This window comes from Pseudomonas sp. lyk4-R2A-10 (genome assembly GCF_030209075.1).
In the GTDB taxonomy this organism is placed as follows: Bacteria; Pseudomonadota; Gammaproteobacteria; order Pseudomonadales; family Pseudomonadaceae; genus Aquipseudomonas; species Aquipseudomonas glycinae.
Map to the genome: position 1 here is coordinate 720,159 of NZ_JARVSR010000011.1, position 26,946 is coordinate 747,104.

Here is a 26,946-nt window from a genome sequence, read left to right on the forward strand (position 1 = left end):
GTGAAATGTTTGCTGAGCATTTTCATTTGCAAAACACCCGAAAATTTTTTATAGGTCAGAGCCTCTCGGCTCTGGCCTTGTTTGTTGTTCCCGGAACAAAAATGCCGGCCTGTGGTTTCCGGTGTTCCTTGCTCCATATCGCTTAACCCTGCTCGTCGTAACGGGAGCTGTATGTCGATACCAAGCTTGAAGTCTTATCTCTCCATTTTCGCCACGGTGCTGGTGCTCGGTCAGGCTGTTCCTGCAGTCCATGCGGCTGAGGCGGCCAGCCCGGCCAACCTGCCGGATTTCACCCAGCTGGTCGAACAGGCCTCGCCTGCGGTGGTGAACATCAGTACCACGCAAAAGCTGCCGGATCGCAAAGTGAACCAGCAAATGCCCGACCTGGAAGGCTTGCCGCCGATGCTGCGCGAGTTCTTCGAGCGCGGCATGCCGCCGCAACAGCGTTCTCCGCGTGGTGATCGCCAGCGTGAAGCGCAGTCGCTGGGGTCGGGCTTTATCATTTCGCCGGATGGCTACATCCTGACCAATAACCATGTGATCGCCGATGCCGACGAAATCCTCGTCCGTCTGGCTGATCGCAGTGAAATGAAAGCCAAGCTGATCGGCACCGACCCACGCTCCGACGTGGCGCTGCTGAAAATCGAAGGCAAGGATCTGCCAGTGCTGAAACTCGGCAAATCCCAGGACCTGAAAGCCGGTCAATGGGTGGTGGCAATCGGTTCGCCATTCGGCTTTGATCACACCGTGACTCAAGGCATCGTCAGTGCCGTCGGTCGCAGCCTGCCGAATGAAAACTACGTGCCGTTCATCCAGACCGACGTACCGATCAACCCGGGTAACTCCGGTGGCCCGCTGTTCAATCTGAACGGTGAAGTGGTCGGGATCAACTCGCAGATCTACACCCGTTCCGGTGGCTTCATGGGCGTGTCGTTCGCCATTCCGATCGACGTGGCAATGGACGTTTCCAATCAGCTGAAAAGCGGCGGCAAAGTCAGCCGTGGCTGGTTGGGCGTTGTCATCCAGGAAGTGAACAAGGATCTGGCCGAGTCGTTCGGTCTGGATAAACCGGCCGGTGCACTGGTCGCACAGATTCAGGATGACGGCCCGGCTGCAAAGGGCGGCCTGCAAGTGGGTGACGTGATCCTGAGCATGAACGGTCAACCGATCGTCATGTCTGCTGACCTGCCACATCTGGTGGGTGCGTTGAAGGCTGGCGCCAAGGCCAACCTCGAAGTGATTCGTGACGGCAAGCGCAAGAATGTCGAGCTGACTGTCGGCGCCATTCCAGATGAAGACAAGGAACTGGATGCTCTGCCGAAATCTGGTGCTGAAACCAACAGCAATCGTCTGGGGGTATCGGTTGCCGAGCTGAGCGCCGAGCAGAAGAAAACCTACGACCTCAAAGGTGGTGTGGTGATCAAGGAAGTGCAGGACGGTCCTGCAGCCCTGATCGGTCTGCAACCGGGCGACATCATCACCCACCTGAACAATCAGGCCATCGGTTCTTCCAAGGAGTTCGCCGAGATCGCCAAGGCGCTACCGAAAAACCGTTCGGTGTCGATGCGCGTTCTGCGTCAGGGCCGTGCCAGCTTCATCACGTTCAAACTGGCTGAATGATCCAGTTGTCCAAGCAGTAAAAAAAACCGCCTCGAAAGAGGCGGTTTTTTTGTATCCGGAATTTGTCTCGGCGCGGGCTTAACCCATCATGTCCTTGACCATACGCTCTTGCTCCATCAGCTCGCGCTGACGGGCATCGATACGCGACGACAGCGGGAAGTTGCTGCCGGCCTTGCGTTTGGCGAAGTCCAGTTGCTGGATGGCCTGGCGATAATCGCCGACCAGCGCGAAATACTCGGCACGGGCCTGATGCAAGCCAATGATATTGCCGGACAGTCCGCGGGTTTCTGCAACCTGGTACCAAACGTCTGGATCGTCCGGACGCGATTTCAACAAGCCCTCGAGTGCCTTCTCCGCATCGGCGGTTCGGTTCTGTTTCAGCAGCAGATCGACACGCACCTGATTCAGCGGATAGTTGCCAGGATACTGGCTGAGCATCCGGTCAACCCGGGACTGAGCATCGGGCAGTTTGTTGTTGGTGATGTCCAGGTCGATCTGCGCGAGGTTGTAGATGATCTCGTTCGGCGATTTCTCCAGCAGTTGCTTGAGATTCTCCCGTGCTTCGTTCAACTGACCACCCTTGATCTGGGCGATCGCCAGACCATAGCGAGCCACGTCGTTTTTAGGGTTCTCATCCAGTTGCGCGCGGAAGCGCTTGGCACCAAGGCCCGGCGTTTCTTCATAGGTCAACTGCACCCGCGCCCGGATCAGTTGGTAGCGCTTGCTGTCTTCGATACCGCCGGGTTTAGCCTGTTCGGCGCGGTTGCGGGTGTCGGCGATCCGCGATTCGGTGACCGGGTGGGTCAGCAGGAATTCCGGCGGTTTGGCATCGAAGCGGTACTGGCGCATCAAACGCTCGAACATGGTCGGCATCGAGCGCGGATCGTAGCCGGCCTTTTCCAGGTTGAGGATGCCGATGCGGTCGGCCTCCTGCTCGTTCTGGCGCGAGAAACGTCGTTGTTCCTGAATTGCTGCCGCCTGGGTACCGGCAATCGCAGCAATCCCGGCATCGCCTGCGCCTGCCGCGGCGATCACGATGCCGGCCAGCAGCGCCGCCATCATCGGCACCTGCATCCGCTGGGAAGCCTCGACGCCACGGGCGAAGTGGCGTTGGGACAAGTGCGCCAGCTCGTGAGCCAGTACCGAAGCATATTCGCCCTCGGTCTGGGCATTGAGGAACAGGCCGCCATTGACCCCGACAATCCCGCCCGGTGCCGCGAATGCGTTCAGCTGCGGGCTGTTGATCAGGATGAATTCCAGGCGTCGGTCATTGACCTGGCTGGTTTCCACCAGCTTATAGACGCTGGATTCGACGTAGTCTTTGAGCTGTGGATCGTTGAGCTGCGAAACCTGGCTGCGCAGCAACGCCAGCCAGGCGCGACCCAATTGATATTCCTGTTGTGGCGAGACGATGGCAGAACTGGCGTCACCGAGTGACGGCAGGTCGTCGGCGAAGCCCGGTGAGGCGAGCAGGCAAGCGAGCGTCAGCAGGGTAGGGCGCAGAAATGTCATGCACAAAGCCTTAGTCGACAAAGACCTTACTGTAGCCGGACACCGGGCCTGCGACCAGATATTCTAGGCAGCCTGACCACCTGATCCGGAGTGACGCATGACCGACGCTGTAGCCCATGACTGTGAACTGGACGCCAGTGGCCTGAATTGTCCGTTGCCGTTGCTCAAGGCCAAGATGGAGCTGAACAAGCTGCCTAGCGGCGCGATACTCAAGGTAATTGCCACGGACGCAGGCTCGCAACGCGACTTTCGCACCTTTGCCAAGTTGGCCGGTCATACGCTGCTGCGTGAAGAAGACGAGGCGGGTGTCTACCGTTACTGGCTGAAAAAAGCCTGAAACCGACCGCGTAAATGACCTAAGGAAAATTGATGTTCAAAGTGTTGCGCGACTGGATTCAGCGCTACTTCTCCGATGAGGAAGCAGTGGTGCTGGCGGTTTTGCTGTTTCTCGCCTTCACCGCGGTGCTGACACTGGGCGGAATGCTTGCGCCGGTGCTGGCCGGGATGGTGCTGGCGTATCTGATGCAGGGGCTGGTGGTCACGCTCGAACGTCTGCGCGTGCCCGGAGGGGCGGCGGTCGGTCTGGTGTTTGCGCTGTTCATGGGCGTGCTGATGGTGTTCATCGTCGTGGTGCTGCCGCTGCTCTGGCACCAGTTGATCACCCTGTTCAACGAGTTGCCGGGCATGCTCGCCAAGTGGCAATCGCTGCTGTTGCTGCTGCCCGAGCGCTACCCGCATCTGGTTTCCGACGAGCAGGTGCTGCAAGCGATCGAAGCGGCGCGGGGCGAGATCGGCAAGTTCGGCCAGTGGGCGCTGACGTTCTCGTTGTCGAGCTTGCCGCTGCTGGTGAACATCATGATCTATCTGGTGCTGGTGCCGATCCTGGTGTTCTTCTTCCTCAAGGACCGGGCAATGATCGGCGAGTGGGTGCGCGGCTATTTGCCGCGCGAACGGGCGCTGATCACCCGGGTTGCCGAGGAAATGAACCGGCAGATCGCCAACTACATTCGCGGCAAGGTCATCGAGATCGTGATTTGTGGTGGCGTGACCTACATCGCGTTCGTCGCGCTGGGGCTCAATTATGCGGCGCTGCTGGCCCTGTTGGTGGGCGTGTCGGTGGTGGTGCCGTATGTCGGGGCGGTGGTGGTGACCGTGCCAGTGCTGCTGATTGCGCTGTTCCAGTGGGGCTGGAGCGATCAGTTCATCTATCTGATGGCGGTCTACGGGATCATTCAGACCCTGGACGGCAACGTGCTGGTGCCGTTGCTGTTTTCCGAAGCGGTCAATCTGCACCCGGTGGCGATCATCTGCGCGGTGCTGTTGTTCGGCGGGCTATGGGGATTCTGGGGCGTGTTCTTCGCGATTCCGCTGGCGACCCTGTTCAAGGCAGTGCTGGATGCGTGGCCGCGCAAGGAGCCGGCGGTAGCGCCGCTGCTTTGAAAATGAAACGGCGCCCGCAAGGGCGCCGACAGCATCAGGCCTTGTTCAGCGCCTGAGCAGCAGCCAGCACTGCATCGACATGTCCTGGCACCTTAACGCCGCGCCATTCCTGACGCAGTACGCCGTTCTTGTCGATCAGGAACGTGCTGCGATCAACGCCCAGGTATTCCTTGCCGTAAAGTTTCTTCAGCTTGATCACGTCGAACAGCTGGCAGACGGCTTCGTCCTTGTCGCTGATCAACTCGAACGGAAACTCCTGCTTGCACTTGAAGTTCTCGTGGGACTTCAGACTATCGCGAGAGATGCCGAAGATTTCCGTGTTGGCAGCCTTGAACGCTGTGTATTGATCGCGAAAGCCTTGGCCTTCGGTGGTGCAGCCCGGGGTGCTGTCCTTCGGATAGAAGTAGATCACCACTTGCTTGCCCTTGAGGGCCGACAGGCTGACAGTCTGCCCGCTGGTGGCAGGTGCTTCGAAATCCGTAACCGGTTGGTCGATGACAACGGCCATGTAAAGCTTCCTTACATTGGGTTCTGTGGGCGCCAAGGTTCGATCAGTGCATCCAGGTTCATGGCGTCGGCGAAATCCAGGAACTGGTCACGCAGCCAGCTGATCTGGGTGCCGGCGGGCAGGGTCACGGTGAACGTGGCGTTGAGCATGGTGCCGCCGGTCTGCGGTGCCTGATAGGTATCGCACGTCAGGTTTTCCAGCTCGACGTTGTGATCCATGAAGAACTGGCACAGCTCGTTGATGATGTCCGGACGGTACGCCGAAGACACGTAAGCCACGTACGGCAGGGCTTGCGGACGGTTTTCCAGGGCGGCGCTGCGCACCACATTGACGGTGAACGCATGACGCTTGGCCAGCACGGGCAGGCTGCCTTCAAGGCGAGCCAGTGCGTCCCAGCTGCCGGAGACTTCGAGCACCAGCGCGCTGCACTCGCCGTGGCGGGTCAGGCGCGAGGTGACCACCGCGCAGCGGTTTTCATGGCTGGCGCGGCACAGGACGTTGGTCAGCTCCATGGGATTGGCGCCGAGGGCACTGATGACAAGGAATTGTTCGCGAACTGTGGGGGTGGACATGCAGCATTCCTAAAGCGATGAGCGGTCGGTAGGGAGAGGGCGTTGATTGCCGGGGCAATGCCTGTCCGGAAGACCCGATTCGTGTGGCGCTACGGCTCCATGAACAAGCAAGCGTACGGCAACGACACTGGAACGGGGCCCGGGAGGCCGAAACGGGAGACTGGAACCCGGCGTACAAGCTGATCAGTACCGATCAAAGTCTGAAGGGTAGCGAAAAGCGGCGCCAAGGGGAATGGCGGCACAGTACTTCGCTTGTGCAAGCATCTTGGCGCCAGTACCATTACCGCTCTCTTTTTCCGGCAGGAGCGGTTTCATGATTGCGGGCAGTATGGTGGCACTGGTCACACCCATGGATGCACAAGGGCGTCTTGACTGGGACAGCCTCAGCAAACTCGTGGACTTCCATCTCAAGAACGGCACCCATGCCATTGTCGCGGTCGGCACCACCGGCGAGTCGGCAACCCTTGATGTAGAAGAACACATCGCCGTCATCAAAGCCGTGGTCAAACAGGTTGCCGGTCGTATTCCGGTGATCGCCGGTACCGGCGCCAACTCGACCCGCGAAGCTGTCGAGCTGACCCGCAATGCCAAGGAAGCCGGCGCCGATGCCTGCCTGCTGGTAGTCCCGTACTACAACAAGCCGACCCAGGAAGGCCTGTACCAGCACTTCAAGCACATCGCCGAAGCGGTCGACATCCCACAGATTCTCTATAACGTTCCCGGCCGCACCTCCTGCGACATGCAGGCCGAGACCGTGATCCGCCTGTCCACCGTGCCGAACATCATCGGCATCAAGGAAGCTACCGGCGACCTGAAACGTGCCAAGGCGATCATCGACGGCGTGAGCAAGGACTTCATCGTGCTGTCCGGCGATGATCCGACCGCCGTAGAGCTGATCTTGTTGGGCGGCAAGGGCAACATCTCCGTCACCGCCAACGTCGCGCCACGCGAAATGGCCGACCTGTGCGAGGCCGCGCTCAAGGGCGACGCCGAGACCGCACGGGCCATCAACGAAAAACTGATGCCACTGCACAAGGACCTGTTCATCGAAGCCAACCCGATTCCGGTGAAGTGGGCTTTGGTCGAAATGGGCCTGATGCACCAAGGCATCCGCTTGCCGCTGACCTGGCTGAGCGCTCCTTGTCATGAAACGCTGCGCTCGGCCCTGCGCCAGTGCAACGTCCTGGTTTAATTGAGGAAGTACAACGCATGAAGCGAATGGCCGGACTTTCCGCACTTGCCTTGATTATCTCCAGCACCAGTGGCTGCGGATGGATCTGGGGCCCGGAAGGTTATTTCCGTGACCGTGGTAGCGATTACCTGGAAGCGCAACAGACTGCACCGATGCAACTGCCACCGGACGTCAGCACCTCCAAGCGCCTGGATCCGTTGCTGCCGATCCCGCGCAACGTGGCCGACGACACCGCCAAGGGTGAATACATCGTTCCGCGCCCTCAACCGCTGTCGACCGTTGCCGATGCCAGCGACTACTCGCTGCAGAAGAGCGGTGATTCGCGTTGGGTCATGGCCCAGCATCCACCGGCCGAAGTCTGGCCAGTGGCGGTGCAATACTTCCAGGACAACGGTTTCCGTCTGGATGAACAGCGCCCGCAAACCGGCGAATTCACCACCACCTGGCAGCATTCCGACGAACTGTCCGCCGCCATGGCCAAGCGCCTGAGCGCCGCCGGCGTCAGCACCGACAGCGAAACCCGCGTGCGGGTACGCATCGAGCCGGGCGTGCAGCGCAACACCAGTGAAGTCTACGTGGTCAGCGCCGAGCGTCCTGCCGGCAGCACCGCCGATGTGGCCTTCACCAACCGTTCGGTCAACACCGGTCTCGACGCTGCGCTGGTCGACGACATGCTCGCGAGCATGAGTCGTACTTCCGAGAAGGGTGGTTCGGTGTCGATGCTGGCTTCGCGTGATTTCGACACCCCGAGCCGTGTCAGCCTGAGCGAAGACGGCAGCGGCAACCCGGTACTGAACGTCGGTACGGACCTGGATCGTGCCTGGTCGAGCGTCGGTCGTGCGCTGGAGCAGGGTGAATGGCGCGTTGAAGACATCAACCGCAGCCTGGGTCTCTACTACATCAACTTGTCCGAAAAGGCCGAGAAGAAAGACGAGAAACCTGGTTTCTTCAGCAGCCTGTTCGGCAGCGCGCCGACCAAGGAAGAAGTTGAAGCTCGCGCCGAGCGTTATCAGGTTCGCCTGAGCAAGGTCGGCGAGAACGTTCAGGTCACCGTCGAGAAAAACATCAACACCGTTGCGCCGGCCGATGTGGCCCGCAAAGTGTTGAGCGTGATTCAGGACAACCTGGGCTGATCCAATGCGTTTTGCCGTTCTCGGCAGCGGTAGCCAAGGGAACGGCACGCTGATCGCCAGTGCTGATACGTATGTGCTGGTGGATTGTGGTTTTTCCCTGCGGGAAACCGAAAAACGCCTGTTGCGCCTGGGTGTGAACCCGGCGCAACTGAGCGCGATACTTGTAACCCACGAACATGCCGACCACGTGCATGGCGTGGGTTTGCTGTCTCGGCGCTACAATCTGCCTGTCTACCTTAGTCGCGGCACACTGCGCGGGATGCGCAAACCGATTGAACCTGCCGGTTTCGTGACCGGTGGCGAGCAGTTGCAGATCGGTGCTCTGAACATCGGGGTCATTGCCGTGGCCCATGATGCACAGGAACCGACCCAGTACGTATTCAGCGATCAAGAGCAGCGGCGCTTCGGCCTGCTGACCGACCTGGGTTCATACTGCGAGCGGGTGCTGGACGGCTATCGGGACCTCGATGCGTTGATGATCGAGTCCAATCATTGTCGCGACATGCTGGCCCGTGGTCATTACCCGTACTTTCTCAAGCAGCGGGTGGGCGGCGAGCTGGGGCATTTGAACAACCATCAGGCGGCATTCCTGGTGGCCGAGTTGGGCTGGCAAGGCCTGCAACACCTGGTCCTGGCCCATCTGAGCAGCAAGAACAACCTGCCGCAGCTGGCCCGGCAATGTTTTGTCGACACCCTCGGGTGCGACCCGGACTGGCTGCAACTGGCCGATCAAGATTCAGGGCTCGACTGGCGCCACATCGCCTAGCCCATCTACTTAGCAAGCGGAGCCCATCATGGAAAAACGTGAAGAACTCTACCGCGGCAAAGCCAAATCGGTTTACAAGACCGACGACGCTGACCGCTTGATCCTGCTGTTTCGCAACGACACTTCGGCGTTCGACGGCAAGCGCATCGAGCAGCTCGACCGCAAAGGCATGGTGAACAACAAGTTCAACGCCTTCATCATGCAGAAACTCGAAGCGGCCGGCATTCCGACCCAATTCGACAAACTGCTGGCCGACAACGAAGTGCTGGTGAAAAAACTCGACATGATCCCGGTCGAGTGCGTCGTGCGTAACTACGCCGCCGGCAGCCTGGTCAAGCGTCTGGGCGTCGAGGAGGGCATGAAGCTCAACCCGTACACCTTCGAACTGTTCCTGAAGGACGACGCCAAGGGCGATCCGTTCATCAACGAATCCCACGTCGTGGCCTTCGGCTGGGGTACTGCCGAGCAACTGGCGCGCATGAAAGAACTGTCGCTCAAGGTCAACGAAGTCCTGAGCAAACTGTTCGACGACGCCGGCCTGTTGCTGGTGGACTTCAAGCTTGAATTCGGCGTGTTCAGCGACGGCTCCATCGTCCTGGGCGACGAGTTCAGCCCGGACGGCTGCCGTCTGTGGGACAAGGACACCAAGAAGAAGATGGACAAGGACCGCTTCCGCCAGGGCCTCGGTGACGTCATCGAAGCCTACGAAGAAGTCGCCAACCGTCTGGGCGTACCGCTTTAATCGACGCAAGCATCTGATAGCACGGAAAAAATTTCGTCTGGGGGTTTCCCATTCAGCGAAAGTGTTGTTATGATGCGCGCCGTTGGAGAGATGCCAGAGTGGCCGAATGGGACGGATTCGAAATCCGTTGTACCTTCACCGGTACCTAGGGTTCGAATCCCTATCTCTCCGCCATACATAGAAAAAGCCCCGTAGCTGAGAAGCTACGGGGCTTTTTCGTTTCCGATCCCGCCTAATTCGATACCCCAACTACTTCTGCCCCAAATCCACCACCTCCCAACTATCATCCGGATCAAACCGCGTCATCGCCTTCGCCACTTTCTCCCCATCCGGCCCGAGATCCTTCTGAAACACCTGACCCTCATGGCTGATCATGAAGCTCATCACCCCGGTGTCGTCATACTTCGCAGGCCACGCGATCAAGGCGAACCCGCGGCTCATCTTGTCTCCAATCAGATAGCTGTAAGCGCCGCCCGGGGCTGAGGGGCCTTGGGCGTCGAGGATGCGGAAGTGGTAGCCGTGCCAGTCTTCGTCGTTGATGGCTTGGCCGAAGGCGGGGCCGAGGGGGCTGATCTGGTTGGTGTCGTCTTCTGGCCAATAGAGGCCGTCGTGTTTGCCGGGGGAGCTGAAGATTTTCTGTGCGTATTCGAGGGCGCCGTCGCCGTCGCGGTCTTCCGAGGCGTAGTCCATTTGCGCGTCGTGATAGGCCAGCGCCGATTGCACTGCCGCCAGTTCGTTACGGCCGATGCGGCGGGCGCGGATTTCGACCTGGGCGGCGTTCATGTCGAAGCGCCAGCCGGTTTTGTCTTTGATGAGCGGGATGGGCAGCGTCCAGTGATCGGGCCCGACGGAGAGCACGGCCTTGCTGTCGCCGGTCTTTTCCAGCGTGTGCTGTTCGCGGTATTGCTGCAGGAAGGCATCGACATCGCTGCGCTGCACGCCTTCACGGGGAATGAAACTGTGCCATTCCTCGCCCAGCAATTCCGTCAGGCGTTTTTGGTCGGCGTGTTGCGTGCCGAGGGCTTCGACGAAGGCGTCAGCGGCTTTTTCCGGGGTTGGAAATACCTGCTGGGCCAAGGTGAGGCTCGAAAATGCGAGGCCGGCCGCGAGGGTCAGGCTGCTCCTGAGCAGAGAATGAATGTTCATCGACGGCCACCTCCTCTCTGACGCATGCCCCCGCCGGATGGCCGGCTGATCTGATGTCCGGCGGCACGTGAGGGGTTGGGACGTTGCGCAGAAATCTGGCTGGCCCGGCCGCGATCAGCCTGGACTCGGGTCTGTGACGGGGAGCGCGCGCCGGCGAAGGCGTTGTTCCGTGCGCTGCCTGCTGCGGGTCGGGCTTGAGATGCACGGGTATCACGTTGATTCGCGCCCGGTTGCCGCGCTTCCCGCGTGTTGCCTTGAGCGCGGTCGGCGGCTCTGGGTCTGTCCGCGCCGCCTTGCATGCGATTGCCAACATTGGCGGATTGCGCTTCGCGGACTTGATTGCGGGCTTCCCGATTGCTGGTGGCGGGGCGTTCGAAACCGGCTCTGTCCATCGAACTGCGCGCCCGTTCGCGGGCCTGCGCCCGCTGCGCGTTGTCCCCGCGATAGGCGTCACGCTGAGCCGCGCCGTCCAGCTGCCGGCCATACTGGGCGCGACTGCGGTTGTCACGATAAGGCACGCCATCGCGATGCACGGTGTTGTGCTGCCACTTGTTCTGGTTGTTGGTGATCCGGTTGTTGGCGTTGATGTTGTTGTAACGGTTCACATCGATGTCGATATCGTTGTTGCCCCAATCACAGTCGCCCCACAACGATGCGACGACTGCCACGCCCGTACCGAAGGCCAGCCCGGCTACCAGTGCCTGACCCGGGTAGTAAGCGGGTGGCGGCGGGTAATACACCGGCGGCGAGGCGGGATAAGGCCAGGTGCCATAAGTGGTGGTCGGGTTATAGGTCGGGACGTAGACCACCTGCGGATCGGCGGGCTGAATGATGATGGTCGTGTTGTCGGCCGGCTTGGTTGTCCCGGCAGAGATGGGCGGCGTTACGTTCTGTACTGTCACATTCTGATATTGATTGCTCTGCAGATTGCCCGCCGCCTGGGCCTGACGCCGCAAGCGCTGAACGCCGGCCATGAGTTCGTCAGGCTGGGCCAGAAAGGCATCCCCCAGACGCTGTACCCAGACCGGATCCTGACCCAGTGTCGCCAAGACCTGCGGGAACGCCACCAAGGCCTGCACGCTCGGATCCCACGTCTGGCTGGCCACTTGCTTGACCGCATTATCGCCCTTGGCGTCCGGATGCGCCTTGGACCAGGCTGCGGCTTCGGCGACTTCTCCCGGATAGGTGGCGGCCATCAGCACTTGAGCAAGCAGTGGATCGGGATACAGGGCAATCGACGCGAGCATTTGGTCGAGCTGCTCCGTGGTAAACACGGCATCTTTGGCCGGAACGGTGGTCGCCGCCTGGGCCGCAGGCGCATCGGCGGCCTGCAACAAGAGCGGTGCAGCGCTCAAGGCGAGCAGGAGCGACGCGGCACGCAAGAGCGAACTGTGCATGACCTCTTCCCCACATCCAAATGGCAGGTTTGCATCCAGCGAGACATCCACGGCCAACATCGGACGCTGCGCCGTGATGGAGAATGGTTGGCGATTGGCATTCCGTCAAAAACTGCACAGGCTTTTTCGAAATAAGCACGTTGTCTGTGACTTACTGCACGTTTCCTTGCGTTTTGCGATAAATGACTAAACTTTCCGGTTCCAGGTCATGCATTGCCAACGAGCCTGGCTGTCGTTCCAACCCGAGAGGTCTGGTCATGGCAAAGGGAAAGAAGAAAGACTCGCCCCGAGAAAAAACTGACGAACATACAAAACTGTCGAACAAGAACTACCTTGCCGAGCTGCGCCGTCTGCATATCGAACTGGTGAAAATGCAGGAGTGGGTGAAGGCCGAAGGCATCAAGATCTGCATCATCTTCGAAGGCCGTGACGGTGCGGGCAAGGGCGGCACGATCAAGGCGCTGACCGAGCGGGTCAGCCCGCGGGTGTTTCGCGTCATCGCGTTACCGGCGCCGACCGATCGCGAGAAGAGCCAGATGTACATGCAGCGCTACTTGCCACATTTGCCGGCGGCCGGCGAAGTGGTGATCTTCGATCGCAGTTGGTACAACCGTGCCGGCGTCGAGCGGGTGATGGGTTTTTGCACGGACAAGGAGGTCGACAAGTTCCTCAAAGCCGTGCCGCTGGTGGAGCGCGCAGTTGTCGGTTCGGGGGTGATCCTGCTCAAGTACTGGCTGAATGTCAGTCAGGAAGAACAGACCCGGCGCTTGGAGGCGCGCATTGTCGACGGGCGCAAGATCTGGAAGCTGTCGCCGATGGACCTCAAGTCCTACAGCCGCTGGTATGACTACTCCCGGGCGCGGGACGACATGATCGAAGCGACCGACACCGATTACGCACCGTGGCTGGTGGCCGACTCGAACGACAAGCGCAGGGCGCGGCTCAATATCATCTCCGACCTGCTCAGTCGCATCCCCTATAAAGAGGTGCCGCGAGAGAAGGTGACATTGCCCAAGCGGCAGAAACCGGGGGGATACAAAGAGTCGGATTATCCCTTCAGGCACATTCCCGAAAGATTCTGAAGCAACTTCAGAAGTCGCCGGAGCTGCCAACTCAGGCAGCCCGGCGTCCTGGACAGTCCTCAGATCTCCTTGACCGGGGTCTCTCCCTGCACACTCTTGATCAACTCGATCACATGCAGACAATCCGCCTTGTTCACATACGATTCGCCACTGGCGACCGTCTCGTGGTTGCCCGCGCGTAGCCGCCAGCGCCATTGGCCCTTGCCGGTGCTCGGGGTGCCTTTGGATTGCCTGTAAATCTCGAAATACATTCAGTTCGCTCCATGCGATTTATGTGCGACAGCCTGTGTGACGCCTCGACGCAAGCCTAGCGGAGCGAGGGTGTTTGGCTATCGGGGATTTGTTTCCAATCGTTCGTGAATGTTTCTGGAAGGCGCGGGCCAGAGCGCAGGGATCGTCCTCCGGATTGGCCGGAACGCCCTCGTTTCACCCTTGCATGACGTTCCGGGCTGCTGCTTAATACGGAGCGGCTCATGGCGTCGAACAGCGTTCGGCGACCGACAATCACTATAAGAAAGAGCAGTCCATTGACCCATCCGCACGGAACGCAACACGCGGGCCCGGTGAAGTTGTCGCTGGTGATCCCCGTATTCAATGAAGAGGACAGCCTCGACGGTTTTCTCCTGCGCATTCGTCAGGTTTTCGAGCAAGAGACGCTGGTCGAACTGGAACTGGTGTTCGTCAATGACGGCAGTTCCGATACAACGCTGGAGCGCTTGCTGAACTGCCAGCAGAGCGACTCGCGCATCCGTATCGTCGATCTGAGCCGCAATTTCGGCAAGGAAGCGGCGCTGTCCGCCGGTTTGCAGACGGCCACCGGGCAAATCGTGGTGCCGATCGATGTCGATCTGCAGGATCCGCCCGAGGTCATCCTGCAAATGATCGAGCGCTGGCGCGAAGGGTTTGAAGTGGTGCTTGGCCACCGCATCAGTCGGCGCAACGACTCCTGGGCCAAGCAGACTTCCGCCGGTTGGTTCTATCGCCTGCACAACAAAATTGCCGAACAGGCATTACCGGAAAACGTCGGTGATTTCCGGCTGATGGATCGCTGCGTGGTCGACGCGCTGCTGACACTGCCCGAATCCCGACGCTTCATGAAAGGCCTGTTCGCCTGGGTCGGATTTCGCACCACCCAGGTCGAGTACGAACGCCCGGAGCGGGCGGCGGGGCAGAGCAAGTTCAATGGCTGGCGGCTGTGGAATTTCGCCCTGGAGGGCATCACCAGTTTCAGCACCGAACCGTTGCGGATCTGGACGTATCTGGGAGCGCTGGTCTCTCTGGTGTCGTTCGCCTTTGCGATGTTCATTGTGGTGCGCACGCTGATCCATGGCGTCGACATGCCCGGTTACGCCTCGCTGATGGTTGCCGTGACGTTTCTCGGCGGTTTGCAGTTGATTGGCATCGGTGTGCTCGGCGAGTATCTGGGCCGCACTTATATCGAAGCGAAGCGCCGGCCGGTTTTCCTGGTGCGCCGCATCTACGAATCCAAGGACTGACAGATGGATCTCAAGGAAACCGACATCCTCGGCGACAGCATCGGCGAACATTGGTATTACTGCTCCAAAGCGGCCGCGACCCGTCGTTTGCTGGGTGAAGCGCCGATCCAACGAATTCTCGACGTCGGCGCCGGTTCAGGATTTTTCTCCCATCATTTGTTGACCCACACGGCGGCGCGCGAAGCGTGGTGCGTGGACATCAGCTACCCGGCCGATTCGAGCGCCATCACTGCTGGCAAACCGGTGCATTACCGCCGGTCCATCGACACCGTGGACGCTGATCTGGTGTTGCTGATGGATGTACTGGAACACGTCGAAGACGACCTCGGCCTGCTCAAATCGTACGTCGACAAGGTACCGTCCGGCAGTCGCTTTCTGATGACCGTGCCGGCGTTCCAGTTCATGTGGAGCGGGCACGATGATTTTCTCGAACACAAACGTCGCTACACCCTGGGGCAATTCGAGGCTCTGGCGGGTGACGCCGGATTGACGGTGGAGCGGGGCGCCTATTACTTCGCAGCGGTCTTCCCGCTTGCGCTGGCGTCGCGCCTGTTACCCGGCGGCGCTCGAGAGGCGGCCCCGCGTTCACAGCTGAAAAAACATCATCCGTTGGTCAATACACTGCTCAAAACCCTGTGCAGTCTTGAGTTGCCGTTGATGGGCATCAACCGTGTGGGCGGTCTGAGTGTGTTCGTGCTGGCGCGCAAGCCGTGACGATACCCCGGAGATCCGCTTTGATTCAGCGCGGCCTGCGCTTCGCCGTAACCGGCCTGTTCGTCACGGCGCTGCATGCTTTGGTGGCGGTGCTGTTCATCAACTTCGTCAGTCCCCAGCCGCCGTTGGCCAACGGCGTGGCTTTTGCCGTGGCGACGGTGGTGTCCTATGTGATCAACACCACCTGGAGCTTTTCTGCGCGCCTGCACGGCAAGACCCTGCTGCGCTTTCTGATGGTTTCGGCGGGCGGCTTTCTGTTGGCGATGTTCGTGGCCTGGGCGGCGCAGATGGCCGGGCTGCATTATCTGGCGGGTATCGGTGCGGTGGCGCTGACGATTCCGGCGTTCACGTTCGTACTGCATAACTTCTGGACGTATCGATGAAGGATTCACGCGAGCAGCCGGCTCTATTTCTATTGCCCTTGTTATTGGGTGTTCTGGTGTTTTTTCTGGTGGTCGGGCCGCAGGCGCTGAACCCCCAGAACATCGCCTGGCTGGAGCAGGGCGATCCGGCGACGCATTATCTGGGCTGGGCATTTTTCCGGCATGCGCCGTGGACATTTCCTCTCGGGCTCAACCCGTACTATGGGTTGGAGCTGGGCAGTGCGATCATTTTTTCCGACTCCATTCCACTGCTGGCGCTGTTGTTCAAACCATTCAATGCCTGGTTGCCGGACACCTTTCAGTATTTCGGTTTGTGGCTGTTGGCGTGTTGCGTGTTGCAAGCCTGGTTTGGCTGGAAACTGATTGGGCTGATGACGGCCAATCCCTTGATTCGACTCCTGGGTGCAGGGCTGCTGGCGTTCTCGCCAGCAATGTTCTTGCGCATGGGCGGGCACCTTTCACTGGCCGGCCATTTCCTGATCCTGGCCGCGCTGTACCTGACGTTGCTGCCAAATCTACGCCGACGGCGCCTCGCCTGGGGAGCCTTGCTGGCGGTGACGGCATGGGTGCACGCCTACCTGCTGGCCATGGTTGCCCTGATCTGGGTGGCGGATCTGCTGGGCAAGACTTTCAATCAGTCTTTGAGCCGGCGTCAGGGGTTGATCGAGGGCGGTACGCTTTTCGCTCTGGTGAGCGTGTGTTGCTGGCAGGCCGGTTACTTCAGCATTGCCGATGGTGCGGCCTCCGGCGGTTTTGGTTTGTACCGGATGAATCTGCTGTCGCCTGTCGACCCGGCTGGCTGGTCATTGATCCTGCCCGATCTGCCGAAGGGGAGTGGGGACTACGAAGGTTTCAACTACCTTGGCCTGGGCGTTCTCTTGTTGATGCCGCTGGCGCTGATAGCCTGGTTTCGGAACCGCCAATCGCTGAACCATCAGGTGCGCGCACGTCCATGGCTGTTGATGGCCCTGTTTGGTTTATGGCTGTTCGCGCTGTCGAATCAGATCGGCATCGGGGCGTGGAACCTCGGTTATCCGCTGCCGAAAAGTCTTGTCGCGCTGGCCAATATCTTTCGTGCCTCGGGCCGGATGTTCTGGCCGGTTCTGTACGTCTGCATCCTGGCTGCGATTTTTCTGGTGGCGCGCGGTTATCGACCGCGTATCGCCATCGGTCTGCTCGCGGTGGCGCTGCTGATCCAGGTCGCCGATAGCCGCAACGGCTGGATGGGGCTGCGGCAGGGAAAATCGGTGGCACCTTCGTCGGTCTGGGCCAGCCCGATGAAGGATCCGTTTTGGGCAAGTGCCGCTGCGCGTTATGCCAATGTCCGCAGCCTGATGCCACAGAACCAGGGTGAGCGTTGGCAGATGATTGCCGGTTTCGCAGCGACTCACGGGATGAAAACCGATGCGGTCTATCTGGGACGCATGAGCACTTCGGCGCTGGCGCGGGCACAGCAGAAAGCACGCGCGATGCTCGATTCGGGGCAATACGACGCGGACTCTTTGTACCTGCTGGACGACGATGCGCTGGTCGATGCCGCCAGAACCATCAACAGTGAAACCGATCTGCTGACACGCGTGGATGGGGTCGCGGTGCTGGCGCCGGGCTGGAAACGCTGTGTGCAGTGTCTGTCAGTACAGGATGAGGGGCGGCGGATGTCACTGATCCCCCTCACCCGCCCGGGACAAACGCTCACCTTCAATTATCGAAATCGACAACTGGCCAGCGGCTGGTCGACGCCGGAAAGCTGGGGGACGTGGACGGAAGGGCAACAGGCGAAGATCGAATTGCGGGTGTTGCCGCCGGCGCGTTCGATCGTGATCGACGCATTGGCATTCATCCAGCCCCGGCACCCCGGCCAGCGGGTGATCGTCAGTCTGAACGGCCAACAGGTACTGGATACCCGTTTGACGCAGTTTCAAGGCAATCGCCTGGAAGTTCCGATCAGCGCCGCGCTCAACCAGCGCCTCGGCAATGATGACCGGCTCGATATCGAATTACAGTTGCCGGATGCCGTCAGCCCTCGGCAGCTAGGTATCAACGACGATTCGCGGATGATGGGCCTGGGGCTGAAGACGTTGACGGTGCAATGACGCAGCGTTTCGATGGACGCCGCCCCCGCGGCCTTTCTACACTGCCCGCAATCTGGGGATCGGGGGGCAATGGATGAACCGCAATGAACTACGCAAGGCCGACATCAACCTGATGGTGGTGTTCGAGACCTTGATGCTCGAACGCAACGTGACCCGGGCCGCCGAGAAGCTGTTTCTCGGCCAGCCGACCATCAGCTCGGCGCTCAATCGTCTGCGCACCATGCTTAACGATCCGTTGTTCATCCGCGTCGGCCATCGCATGGAACCGACCGCCCGTGCCGAAGACATCTATCGCCATCTCAAGCCTGCGCTCGACTCGTTGTCGGTGGCCCTTAGCCTGACCCGGGATTTCGATCCCGCCGTCAGCACCATGACCTTTCGCATCGGGCTGTCGGATGACGTCGAATTCGGCCTGCTGCCACCGTTGTTGCGCGCCTTGCGCCAGGAAGCGCCGAGCGTGGTGTTTGTGGTGCAGCACGTCGATTACTGGCGGATTCCCGACCTGTTGGCCGCCGGCGACATCACCGTCGGCATCAGCCAGACCCGCGGCCTGCCGGCCAACGCCAAGCGCAAACTGCTGCGGCACATTCAGCCGAGCATCCTGCGCGCCGACAAGTCCGACACGCCACTGACCCTCGATGAATATTGCGCACGACCGCACGTCCTGGTTTCCCACACCGCCAATGTCAGTGGCTACGCCGATGAGTGGCTGGCGGACATCGGTCGCACCCGTCAGGTGGTGCTGTCGGTGCCGCAGTACAGTTCGTTGCCGGCGCTGCTGGCCGGCACCGATCTGATTGCCAGCCTGCCGGACTACACCGCCGACGCCATGGCCGCTTCCGGACTGCTGTTCAAGGAGCCGTTCCCGTTCAAGACTCCGACCCTCGATCTGTCGATGGTCTGGCTCAGCCACGTTGACAGCGACCCGGGCGAGCGCTGGCTGCGTTCGCGGCTGGAGCAATTCATGAGTGAGCGGCCGGTGATGTCGTCGCTGGAGTGAGTCAGGCATTGCTGTGTTATATGTACGACCTTTCCGCCGAACCACTGGAGCACCGAGATGCCGCACCTGCACCTGGAATACACCGCCAACCTGCCGCAACTGAACGCCGATGTTGCGTTGATCCGGCTCAACAACACCCTGGTGGGTTCCGGTCAATTCGGGGCGGAATTCGATATCAAGAGCCGTGCGTTCAAAGTTGAAACCTTCAAGGTCGGCACCGCCATGAACGAGCGCGCCTTTGTCGCGGTCAGGCTGGCGCTGCTCAGCGGGCGTTCCCCGGAAATCAAGAAGCAACTGTCGCAGAGCCTGTTGGCGGTATTGCAGGAATTGTGCGAATGGCCGGCCGGGGTCGAGGTGCAGTTGAGTGTGGAACTGCTCGACATCGACCGCGAGTCCTACAACAAGACCGCCATCGGCGTGTAGGACTCAGGCCGCTTCCAGCTCCGCGCAGGTCTTGATGACCTGCTCGCGCAACCAGAGGTTGGCGCTGTCCTGATCGACGTTGTGACTCCACTGCATGTCGAGGGTGAACCCCGGCAGACCGTTCGGCGCCTCGCAGTGATTGAACACCGCGTCGTTGGTCAGCAAACGCTGAATGCGCCGGGGCAGGGTCAGGATGAAATCGGTGCCGGTGATCATCTTCAACGCCGCGCTGTAACTGTTTGAACGGGCGACGATCTGGCGTTTCTGCGCCTGGCGCGCCAGCCAGCCGTCGACCATGTTGGTGGTCGACGTCCACGGTGTCGGGAACACATGCCGGCGTTCGGTGAAGGCTTGCAGGCTGAGGCGCGGCTCAAGCGGTGTGGCGCGTTTGTCGAAGACGCAGACCAGGTCATCTTCCAGCAACATCCTTGATTTCAGGTCGGCGTGGCTGCGATGGAAGTGCGGGCCGAAACAGATCACCAGATCGAGGCTGCCATCGCGCAATTCTTCGACCGGCACGTCGGTTTCGAACTTGTGCATGTTGACCATCACCGGTAAGTCATCGAAGTCGAAGCGTTTCAACATTCGCGGCAGGATCAGTTGTTCGAAGTATTCCGGTGCGCAGATGTTGAAGGTCACCGGTTGTGCCATCGGGTCGAAGGTCGGGGCGCCGGCGTGGCACAGGTTGATGCTTTCGAGGATTTTCTGCACATGGCCGTACATGCTGCTGGCCTTGTAGGTCGGGCGCATGCCCGTGCGGGTGTTGACGAACAACTCGTCCTCAAAACTGGTGCGCAGTTTTTTCAGGCAGTAACTGACGGTGGACTGGCTGACGAACAGCGCCTCCGACACATCGGTGACGCTGCTTTGCTCATACACGGCGACAAACACCATGAGATCCTGCATGTCGAGCTTTCTAAGCAAGTTACTGTTCAGCATCCGTTCTGTCTCGCTGTGCTCCTTGCGCCGAATCCGCGCAAACGTGTGCGCATGATCGTAACGGAACGATGGTGCCAGGACAAAGCCCTGTAGGACTTTTCACGGTCAGTTGTGGGACAGAAAGTTTTAGTAACACGACGTACACAATCAAACCCGGAAAAGGTGGCCAGAAGCCTTTATCCAGACGGCTCGGCCAGATTAGTCCATGTGTTGCGCGTAATGCCGTGGGTTGAAGCGCAGCACCATCAGCAACATAAGCACCATCACTGCCGTCAGTGACCACCAGGCCCACTCGAAGCTGCCCAGTCGATCGCGAACCACCCCGGCCATGAGCGGCGACAGCCCGGCAATCAGGTAACCGATACCTTGTACGAATGCGGTCAGACCGCCGGCACGCTGCGGTTCGTCGAGATGATCAAGGGACACGATCAGGCTCATCGGGAACAGTCCGCCGATGCCCAGCCCGAGCAGGCAGGGCCACAGTAGGCTCAGGTGCTGCGGGCTGAGGATCAGCCCCAGAAATCCGGCGATGATCAGGCCGAGCAGTGCCCCAAGCACCAGACGTCGGTCACGGCTGCGATTGGCGATGGCCGGCACCACCAGCCCGGAAATCACCTCCATGGCCGTCAGAAAACCCAGCATCAGACCGGCATTTTGTTCGCTCCAGCCCTTTTCCACGTAGTACGGTGCCAGCCAGGCGAGCACGCAGGTGTAGGACGCGGTGCCCAGACCGAAGAAGATCGCGAGCAACCAGGCGCGGGAATTCGTGATGAAGGATTCTTTTCTGACGACGGCCCGGGTGGTGTCCGGTGGTGTGGCACGGGTTGCCCACCACACAGGAATGGCGAGCAGTGCCAAAACCGCCCAGACGGCAAGCCCTGCCCGCCAGTTACCGGTTTGCATCAACACCCACGGTGCGAACGATGCGGCCAGTGCCGCGCCGCCCATGATCGAAGTGACGTAAAGCCCCATGCACAGCGCCACGTTGTCGGGAAACCGCGATTTGATCAGCGCGGGCATCAAGGCCTGGATCAGGGCAATGCCGATCCCGGCCAGCACGGCGCTGGCGATCAATCCGCCCGCCGAGTCGAGAAACAACCGTGACAGCGTCGCCAAGCCAATGATCAGCAACGACAGCAGTACCGTGCGGTGTTCACCGAGGCGCCGACTGACCGTCATGCCGAAAAACATCGCCAGCCCCATCGCCATCACCGGCAGCAGGGTCAGCAATGCTGCGAGACTGAAACTCAGCGCCATATCGCCGCGAATGGCCGAGAGCAAGGGCCCGACCGCCGCCATCGACGGGCGCAGGTTGAGGGCGACCAGGATGATGCCGAGCATCAGCCAGACAGCGGGGCGGGCAGTGGCGCGTACGTTTTCCATCGTCAGACCTTTGAACCAGAGGCTGCCGATTAGGCGGGCAGGCGAGCGGGGCGGCAAATCAGAAAGTCGGGAGCGCTATCGAGAAATTCGATACCGCGTTTTCGTTGCCCACGACTGAACCACAGCTGAACCATTCTCAAATACTCCAAAAGTTTCATGGTTATTTCATGGGCCAACTAATCGTTGGCTTCTTTTTCACAAAAAATTGATGGTTGCGTGCTTAAAGTTTGTGTGGTCTGAGTCAATGAAATTTTCACAATTGACGACGGCACTTCTTTCAAGGAAATCGCCCCTCGCCATGCTCAAGTTAAAAGCCGTGCGCCCGGAATGGGTGACGTTGTTTGCCAGCGCCTTTCTTTTGGCCGGATTCAATTTCGTTCTCTGGCAGCACCTGTTCGATATTACCGCTGCGGACGGCAAGGGCATTGCCATGCGTATTGCGTTCGGGGTGATGATCTTCGCGGCGTATAACATCGTGCTGACGTTGCTGGCGTTTCGACCCGTGTTGAAACCGGTGTTGACGTTGTTGTTCATGGTCAGTGCCGGCGTGGCTTATTTCATGAGCCAATACGGGGTCATGATCGATGCCGGCATGTTTCGCAACTTTGCCGAAACCAACGCCACGGAAGTTCGCGACCTGCTGTCTTTGAAGTTGCTCGCTTATATCTTTTTTCTGGGTGTCTTGCCGTCCTGGTTGTTGTGGAAAGTTCCAGTCAATTATCGTCGCTGGCATCGCGAGTTATTAAGTAAAGTTGTGGTGAGTGTCGCGTCGGTTGCAGTCATTGGCGGCGTGGCGCTGGCCAATTATCAAGGGCTGTCGTCGCTGTTTCGCAATCACCACGAAATTCGCTTGATGCTGGTGCCGAGCAACTACATCGGCGCCTCGGCCGGTTATCTGCGTGAGCAGGTGGCTTCGGTGCATCAACCGTTCGTCACAATCGGCGAAGATGCCCAGCGCAACGCCGCCGTGCAGAACCATCCGCGCAAATCCCTGACGGTGCTGGTGGTGGGGGAAAGTGCCCGGGCGGAAAACTTCGGCATCCTTGGTTATGGCCGCGACACCACGCCGAAACTGGACAAGGAAGCCGGCCTGATCGCTTTCACCGACGTGCATTCCTGCGGCACGGAAACCGCCGTGTCGGTGCCGTGCATGTTCTCCAACATGGGCCGCAAGGATTACGACGCCAGCAAGGCGAAGAATGAAGAAGGGCTGCTGGACGTGCTCAAGCGTGCCGGGATCGACGTGATCTGGCGCGACAACCAGTCCGGCTGCAAGGGCACCTGCGATCGCGTCACCCTGCAGGATGTCAGCAATCTGAAAGACCCGGCGCTGTGCGCCAACAGCGAATGCCGCGATGAAATCCTCTTGCAGGGCCTGCAAAGCTTCATCGATCACCTGGACAAGGACACCGTGCTGGTCCTGCATCAGATGGGCAGCCACGGCCCGGAGTATTTCAAGCGTTATCCAAAGGAATACGAACACTTCACTCCGGTATGTGAGAGCAACGCACTGAACAATTGCAGCCGCGAGAGCATCGTCAACGGTTACGACAATACGTTGGTGTACACCGACCATGTGCTGTCGAGCCTGATCGATGTGCTGCGCAGCAATCAGGACAAGGTCGATACCGCCATGCTGTACCTGTCCGACCACGGCGAGTCGTTGGGTGAGTACAACCTGTTCCTCCACGGCACGCCGTACATGCTGGCGCCGGAGCAGCAGAAACACGTGGCGATGCTGGCCTGGTTCTCCGACAGCTATCAGAAGTCCTACTCGGTCGACACTCATTGCCTGCAAATGAGCCGCGACAAGCCATTGAGTCAGGACAACCTGTTTCACTCGATGCTCGGTCTGCTGGAAGTGCAGAGCAAGGTCTACCAGCCGGATCTGGACATGTTTGCCGGCTGCCGGGGCGCGGTGATCGACGGGGTGTTGGCCAAGGACTGAGCCGGCAGACTCACTCTGTAAGACTATTCTTTCCCACAGGCAGGAGATTTCATCAAGCTCTTGCCCTGTAGAGGCGCGGAAAGCGCCGGTGGCGATATATACTGCGCGCCATTCTTGAAGGGAGAGCCGTGTGGCCATCGATATTCACTGGATTCGCGACAACGATAGCCTCGCGCAGTTTTGCGCCGAGTGGCAGCAGCTGCCGTTCGTTGCCCTCGACACCGAATTCATGCGGGTCGACACCTTCTATCCGATTGCCGGCCTGTTGCAGGTTGGCGACGGCAAACGCGCCTACCTGATCGACCCGCTGACCATCAACGCCTGGCAACCCTTGGCCGCGCTGCTGGAAAACCCGGCGGTGCTCAAAGTCCTGCACGCCTGCAGCGAAGACCTCGAAGTCCTGCTGCGCCTGACCGGCAGCCTGCCGGCGCCGCTGTTCGACACCCAACTGGCCGCTGCCTACCTGAACCTCGGGTTCTCGATGGGCTATTCGCGTCTGGTGCAGGAAGTGCTGGGCATCGAACTGCCGAAGGGCGAAACCCGGTCCGACTGGTTGCAGCGTCCGTTGTCCGACACGCAAATCAGCTATGCCGCCGAAGACGCCGTGCATCTGGCGGAGGTTTTCGTACAACTGCGTCCGAAACTGTCCGACGACAAATTCGCCTGGGTGCTGGAGGACGGCGCCGAACTGGTCGCCAACCTGCGCCGCGAGACCGATCCGTACGAGGTGTATCGCGAGGCCAAACTGGCGTGGAAGCTGTCTCGCGCCCAACTGGCTGTGCTGCGCGAATTGTGCGCCTGGCGTGAGCGCGAGGCCCGCGCCCGCGACCTGCCGCGCAATCGCATCGTGCGTGAACACTCGCTGTGGCCGCTGGCCCGGACCCAACCGGACAACCTCAGCGCGCTGGGCAAGATCGAAGACATGCACCCGCGTACCGTGCGTCAGGACGGCGAGTTTCTGCTTGATCTGATCAAGCGCTCTGGCAGTGTGGGGCCTGATCAATGGCCGCCAGCCGTGCCGGAGCCATTGCCGATCGAAGCCGCCGCGCTGATCAAACAGCTGCGGGCGCTCGGTCAGGCCGAAGCCGAACGTCTGGGCATCGCGCCGGAACTGATGCTGCGCAAGAAAACCCTCGAAGCGCTGGTCAAAAGCGGCTTCCCCGAGGGCCCTTACCAATTGCCTGATTCGCTGCGTGGCTGGCGCCGCGAATTGATGGGCCAGAAGCTGCTCGACAGCCTGGCCACCGCCGGAGAACAGCCTTGAAACGTATTTGTTCCATTTATCAAAGTTCGAAGAAAAGCGGCATGTACCTGTACGTGCTCAAGAGCGATGCGCTGGAGCGCGTGCCGGAAGGCCTGATGGCGGCGTTCGGCAAGGCGAAGCATTCCTTCGATCTGGTACTGACCCCCGAGCGCAAGCTGGCCAGCGAAGACATCGCCGTGGTCCTGGAAAACCTCGAAAAGCAGGGCTATCACCTGCAAATGCCACCGGCCGAGGAAGAGTACATCGAGCACTTGCCCGAAGAGTTGCTGCGACGCAACGACCCCGTCTGATCCGCGAGGCCCTGTCCTGGGCCTCTGGTAACCCCTGGAACGGTTTTTACGGCGACGGCTGCCACGAAGTGGACGGCCGCCTGCACGGTTTGCGAAAGGTTTGAAGATGCGCGTTCTGATTGCTGAACACGACCACGCGATATACGCCCGACTGCTGCGTCAGGCGGCCCCGGAGCTTGAAGTACTGACCAGCGGCGACTCCGCCGAACTGGCCCGCCAGGCCGTCGATTGCCCGGTGTGGCTGGGCCAGCCGGATCTGCTGGCGACCCTTTTGCGTCAGGGTCATCAGCCCCAATGGCTGCAATCGACCTGGGCCGGGATCACGCCGCTGCTGGCCGACGGCCTGCGCCGGGATTACCGCCTGACCCGGGCGGTCGGCATTTTCGGCCAGGTCATGGCTGAATACGTGCTGACCTACATGCTCGGCCACGAACGCGAAGTACTGGCGCGGCTGGTCAGCCAGGTCGAGCGCAAGTGGGACAACCGCACCGGCCAGAGTCTGGTCGGGCGCAAGGTGCTGATCGTCGGCACCGGTGACATCGGCCAGAGCGTGGCGCAGTTCCTGCTGCCGTTCGGCGTCGAGTTGTACGGCATCGCCAGCAGCGCCCGTGAGCAGGCGCCGTTTGTCGAAGTCGGTTCGATGGCGGACTTGCCGCGTCTGGTGGGCGAGGCGGATTACGTGGTCAACCTGCTGCCCAACACCGAGCACACCCACGACATTTACGACGCGGCGCTGTTCAAGCAATTCAAGCCGACCGGGTTGTTCATCAACGCCGGACGCGGTGTCGCAGTGGTCGATGCGGATCTGGTCGAAGCGTTGAAGGAAGGTCATCTGGCGGGCGCGGTGATCGATGTCTGCCGTCAGGAACCGTTGCCGCAACGGCATCCGTTCTGGACTGCATGGGGCTTGTTGCTGACGGGGCACAGCTCGGCGCCGACCTCGCCGCCGATGATGGTGCAGTTGTTTCTGGATAACTTGCGAGCGTATCAGGCGGGAGAGGCGTTGCGCGGGGAAGTGGATTTCGCACGCGGTTACTGAGCTCTTCGAGATCGTTCCCACGCAGAGCGTGGGAACGATCATGTGGTGAAGCTTTAAAGGGTGAAATCGCCTTCAGCTGCCAGCTCGCTCAGCGGACGACGCGGGCTCGGCGTTTCCCGTGCTTGCAGGTAATCCGCCAGGGTTGCCTTGTCACCCAGCTTGCCCACCGCCACGGCGGCATGCAGCGCATAACCTTCTGGAATGTTCAGCTCCTTGCGGGTCAGTTCCTGATCGAAGCCGGCCATGCCGTGGGTGTGCCAGCCGCTCAGGCTCGCTTGCAGCGCCAGATGGCCCCAGGCGGAACCTGTGTCGAAGGTGTGCCACAGCGCCGGCGTTTCCTCGGTCGCGCCCGGTGCGGTGAAGGTGGTCTTCGAAATCACGATCACCAGCGCCGACGCGTGCTGCGCCCAGCTGCGGTTGAATTCATTGAGCAGGCCCAGGTAACGCTCCCAGTTCGGCGTGTCGCGACGGGCGTAGAGAAAACGCCACGGCTGCGAGTTGTACGCCGATGGCGCCCAGCGCGCGGCTTCGAAGAAGCTCAGCAGGGTTTCTTCCGGGATCGTTTCGCCGGTGAAGGCGCGCGGCGACCAGCGATCGGTGAACTGCGGGTGAATGGCGTATTCGGCAACGCGAGGGTTGGCACTCATCGAAAGATTCCTTGCTACGTTTGAGGACAGGTTGGAAGCGAAACCCGGCGGGATCAGTTGAGCTGAACGATGGGGTTGTGGCGCAAGCCTGCAGTTCACCGGATGCAACGCGGTCGAGCGTTAATGGCATCCGGCAGAGGCCTGGTGTGACCGGCAAAGCTACTTGGCCGCGCAAAAACTGACAAGCCCCGCACAACCGGCAGTCGCCAGCGCTTGG

General features: G+C 60.3%; 27 protein-coding genes and 1 tRNA gene. 19 read left to right on the forward strand and 9 right to left on the reverse strand.

Annotated elements, in window-relative coordinates; genetic code table 11:
* The first annotated feature begins 171 nt into the window (after positions 1-171).
* Positions 172-1,620, forward strand: a complete 1,449-nt coding sequence (locus QRN46_RS20520; RefSeq protein ID WP_011332905.1) for a DegQ family serine endoprotease — start codon at positions 172-174, stop codon at positions 1,618-1,620.
* A 78-nt stretch (positions 1,621-1,698) separates the two neighbouring features.
* Here the strand turns inward: QRN46_RS20520 and QRN46_RS20525 are convergent, their stop codons facing one another.
* A complete protein-coding gene (locus QRN46_RS20525; protein WP_285356858.1) occupies positions 1,699-3,132 on the reverse strand; it encodes a M48 family metalloprotease in 1,434 nt (477 codons plus the stop codon).
* Positions 3,133-3,229: 97 nt separating this feature from the next.
* Here QRN46_RS20525 and QRN46_RS20530 point away from each other — a divergent pair, with 97 nt between their 5' ends.
* Positions 3,230-3,469 carry a sulfurtransferase TusA family protein gene (locus QRN46_RS20530; protein WP_011332907.1) on the forward strand — a complete coding sequence of 80 codons (240 nt, stop codon included), beginning with the start codon at positions 3,230-3,232 and terminating at the stop codon, positions 3,467-3,469.
* A gap of 32 nt (positions 3,470-3,501) precedes the next feature.
* On the forward strand, positions 3,502-4,572 hold the full coding sequence (locus QRN46_RS20535; protein WP_085700599.1) for an AI-2E family transporter: 1,071 nt from the start codon (positions 3,502-3,504) through the stop codon (positions 4,570-4,572).
* Between the two features lie 34 nt (positions 4,573-4,606).
* On the opposite strand, the gene QRN46_RS20540 is transcribed toward QRN46_RS20535, so the two are convergent.
* Together QRN46_RS20540 and QRN46_RS20545 are read right to left on the reverse strand one after the other, a co-directional pair.
* Complete coding sequence (locus QRN46_RS20540) at positions 4,607-5,080, reverse strand: peroxiredoxin (protein WP_011332909.1); 474 nt, start codon at positions 5,078-5,080, stop codon at positions 4,607-4,609.
* A gap of 11 nt (positions 5,081-5,091) precedes the next feature.
* Complete coding sequence (locus QRN46_RS20545; protein ID WP_007958014.1) at positions 5,092-5,652, reverse strand: glycine cleavage system transcriptional repressor; 561 nt, start codon at positions 5,650-5,652, stop codon at positions 5,092-5,094.
* Positions 5,653-5,965: 313 nt separating this feature from the next.
* On the opposite strand from QRN46_RS20545, the gene dapA reads away from it, so the two are divergent.
* The 5 genes from dapA (at position 5,966) to QRN46_RS20570 (ending at position 9,659) form a co-directional block, all read left to right on the forward strand.
* Positions 5,966-6,844, forward strand: coding sequence for a 4-hydroxy-tetrahydrodipicolinate synthase (gene dapA / locus QRN46_RS20550; RefSeq protein WP_007958015.1), 879 nt, complete (start codon positions 5,966-5,968; stop codon positions 6,842-6,844).
* Between the two features lie 17 nt (positions 6,845-6,861).
* Positions 6,862-7,977 carry an NlpB/DapX family lipoprotein gene (gene bamC / locus QRN46_RS20555; protein ID WP_221615174.1) on the forward strand — a complete coding sequence of 372 codons (1,116 nt, stop codon included), beginning with the start codon at positions 6,862-6,864 and terminating at the stop codon, positions 7,975-7,977.
* 4 nt (positions 7,978-7,981) lie between these two features.
* Positions 7,982-8,743: an MBL fold metallo-hydrolase gene (locus QRN46_RS20560; protein WP_011332911.1), complete on the forward strand. Its 762-nt coding sequence runs from the start codon at positions 7,982-7,984 to the stop codon at positions 8,741-8,743.
* Between the two features lie 28 nt (positions 8,744-8,771).
* Entirely contained in the window at positions 8,772-9,485 is a 714-nt protein-coding gene (purC, locus tag QRN46_RS20565) for a phosphoribosylaminoimidazolesuccinocarboxamide synthase (RefSeq protein ID WP_007958019.1), read from the forward strand.
* 84 nt (positions 9,486-9,569) lie between these two features.
* Positions 9,570-9,659, forward strand: a tRNA-Ser gene (locus tag QRN46_RS20570).
* A 75-nt stretch (positions 9,660-9,734) separates the two neighbouring features.
* Here the strand turns inward: QRN46_RS20570 and QRN46_RS20575 are convergent.
* Positions 9,735-10,631: a DUF2950 domain-containing protein gene (locus QRN46_RS20575; protein ID WP_285356866.1), complete on the reverse strand. Its 897-nt coding sequence runs from the start codon at positions 10,629-10,631 to the stop codon at positions 9,735-9,737.
* Positions 10,628-12,028 (reverse strand): DUF3300 domain-containing protein, encoded by a 1,401-nt coding sequence (locus QRN46_RS20580; protein WP_285356868.1) that lies wholly within the window; start codon positions 12,026-12,028, stop codon positions 10,628-10,630. The genes QRN46_RS20575 and QRN46_RS20580 overlap by 4 nt, the downstream gene beginning before the upstream one ends.
* 257 nt (positions 12,029-12,285) lie before the next feature.
* On the opposite strand from QRN46_RS20580, the gene ppk2 reads away from it, so the two are divergent.
* Positions 12,286-13,110, forward strand: a complete 825-nt coding sequence (gene ppk2 / locus QRN46_RS20585; protein WP_285356870.1) for a polyphosphate kinase 2 — start codon at positions 12,286-12,288, stop codon at positions 13,108-13,110.
* A 59-nt stretch (positions 13,111-13,169) separates the two neighbouring features.
* On the opposite strand, the gene QRN46_RS20590 is transcribed toward ppk2, so the two are convergent.
* Complete coding sequence (locus tag QRN46_RS20590; RefSeq protein WP_011332915.1) at positions 13,170-13,361, reverse strand: YegP family protein; 192 nt, start codon at positions 13,359-13,361, stop codon at positions 13,170-13,172.
* Positions 13,362-13,637: 276 nt separating this feature from the next.
* Here QRN46_RS20590 and QRN46_RS20595 point away from each other — a divergent pair, with 276 nt between their 5' ends.
* From QRN46_RS20595 to QRN46_RS20620, 6 genes are all read left to right on the forward strand, one after another.
* On the forward strand, positions 13,638-14,606 hold the full coding sequence (locus tag QRN46_RS20595) for a glycosyltransferase family 2 protein (protein WP_041475168.1): 969 nt from the start codon (positions 13,638-13,640) through the stop codon (positions 14,604-14,606).
* Positions 14,607-14,609: 3 nt separating this feature from the next.
* Positions 14,610-15,320: a class I SAM-dependent methyltransferase gene (locus tag QRN46_RS20600; RefSeq protein WP_011332917.1), complete on the forward strand. Its 711-nt coding sequence runs from the start codon at positions 14,610-14,612 to the stop codon at positions 15,318-15,320.
* 20 nt (positions 15,321-15,340) lie between these two features.
* The gene (locus tag QRN46_RS20605; RefSeq protein WP_011332918.1) at positions 15,341-15,703 is read left to right on the forward strand and encodes a GtrA family protein; all 363 of its coding nucleotides are present in this window, start codon (positions 15,341-15,343) and stop codon (positions 15,701-15,703) included.
* Positions 15,700-17,796, forward strand: a complete 2,097-nt coding sequence (locus tag QRN46_RS20610) for a DUF6311 domain-containing protein (protein WP_285356874.1) — start codon at positions 15,700-15,702, stop codon at positions 17,794-17,796. The genes QRN46_RS20605 and QRN46_RS20610 overlap by 4 nt, the downstream gene beginning before the upstream one ends.
* Before the next feature lie 73 nt (positions 17,797-17,869).
* Positions 17,870-18,796 (forward strand): LysR family transcriptional regulator, encoded by a 927-nt coding sequence (locus tag QRN46_RS20615; RefSeq protein ID WP_011332920.1) that lies wholly within the window; start codon positions 17,870-17,872, stop codon positions 18,794-18,796.
* 57 nt (positions 18,797-18,853) lie between these two features.
* Complete coding sequence (locus QRN46_RS20620; protein ID WP_285356876.1) at positions 18,854-19,219, forward strand: 5-carboxymethyl-2-hydroxymuconate Delta-isomerase; 366 nt, start codon at positions 18,854-18,856, stop codon at positions 19,217-19,219.
* A gap of 3 nt (positions 19,220-19,222) precedes the next feature.
* Here QRN46_RS20620 and QRN46_RS20625 read toward each other — a convergent pair whose 3' ends face one another.
* The gene (locus tag QRN46_RS20625; protein ID WP_236192108.1) at positions 19,223-20,158 is read right to left on the reverse strand and encodes a LysR family transcriptional regulator; all 936 of its coding nucleotides are present in this window, start codon (positions 20,156-20,158) and stop codon (positions 19,223-19,225) included.
* A 198-nt stretch (positions 20,159-20,356) separates the two neighbouring features.
* Positions 20,357-21,541, reverse strand: a complete 1,185-nt coding sequence (locus tag QRN46_RS20630) for a cyanate transporter (RefSeq protein ID WP_285356880.1) — start codon at positions 21,539-21,541, stop codon at positions 20,357-20,359.
* Between the two features lie 298 nt (positions 21,542-21,839).
* Here QRN46_RS20630 and QRN46_RS20635 point away from each other — a divergent pair, with 298 nt between their 5' ends.
* From QRN46_RS20635 to QRN46_RS20650, 4 genes are all read left to right on the forward strand, one after another.
* Entirely contained in the window at positions 21,840-23,489 is a 1,650-nt protein-coding gene (locus QRN46_RS20635; RefSeq protein WP_285356882.1) for a phosphoethanolamine transferase, read from the forward strand.
* A gap of 130 nt (positions 23,490-23,619) precedes the next feature.
* The gene (gene rnd / locus QRN46_RS20640) at positions 23,620-24,753 is read left to right on the forward strand and encodes a ribonuclease D (RefSeq protein WP_007958043.1); all 1,134 of its coding nucleotides are present in this window, start codon (positions 23,620-23,622) and stop codon (positions 24,751-24,753) included.
* A complete protein-coding gene (locus QRN46_RS20645) occupies positions 24,750-25,043 on the forward strand; it encodes a YcgL domain-containing protein (RefSeq protein ID WP_007958052.1) in 294 nt (97 codons plus the stop codon). The genes rnd and QRN46_RS20645 overlap by 4 nt, the downstream gene beginning before the upstream one ends.
* A gap of 106 nt (positions 25,044-25,149) precedes the next feature.
* The gene (locus QRN46_RS20650) at positions 25,150-26,082 is read left to right on the forward strand and encodes a D-2-hydroxyacid dehydrogenase (RefSeq protein ID WP_007958054.1); all 933 of its coding nucleotides are present in this window, start codon (positions 25,150-25,152) and stop codon (positions 26,080-26,082) included.
* 53 nt (positions 26,083-26,135) lie between these two features.
* Here QRN46_RS20650 and QRN46_RS20655 read toward each other — a convergent pair whose 3' ends face one another.
* Entirely contained in the window at positions 26,136-26,729 is a 594-nt protein-coding gene (locus QRN46_RS20655) for a nitroreductase family protein (protein WP_221615185.1), read from the reverse strand.
* Positions 26,730-26,946: the final 217 nt, after the last annotated feature.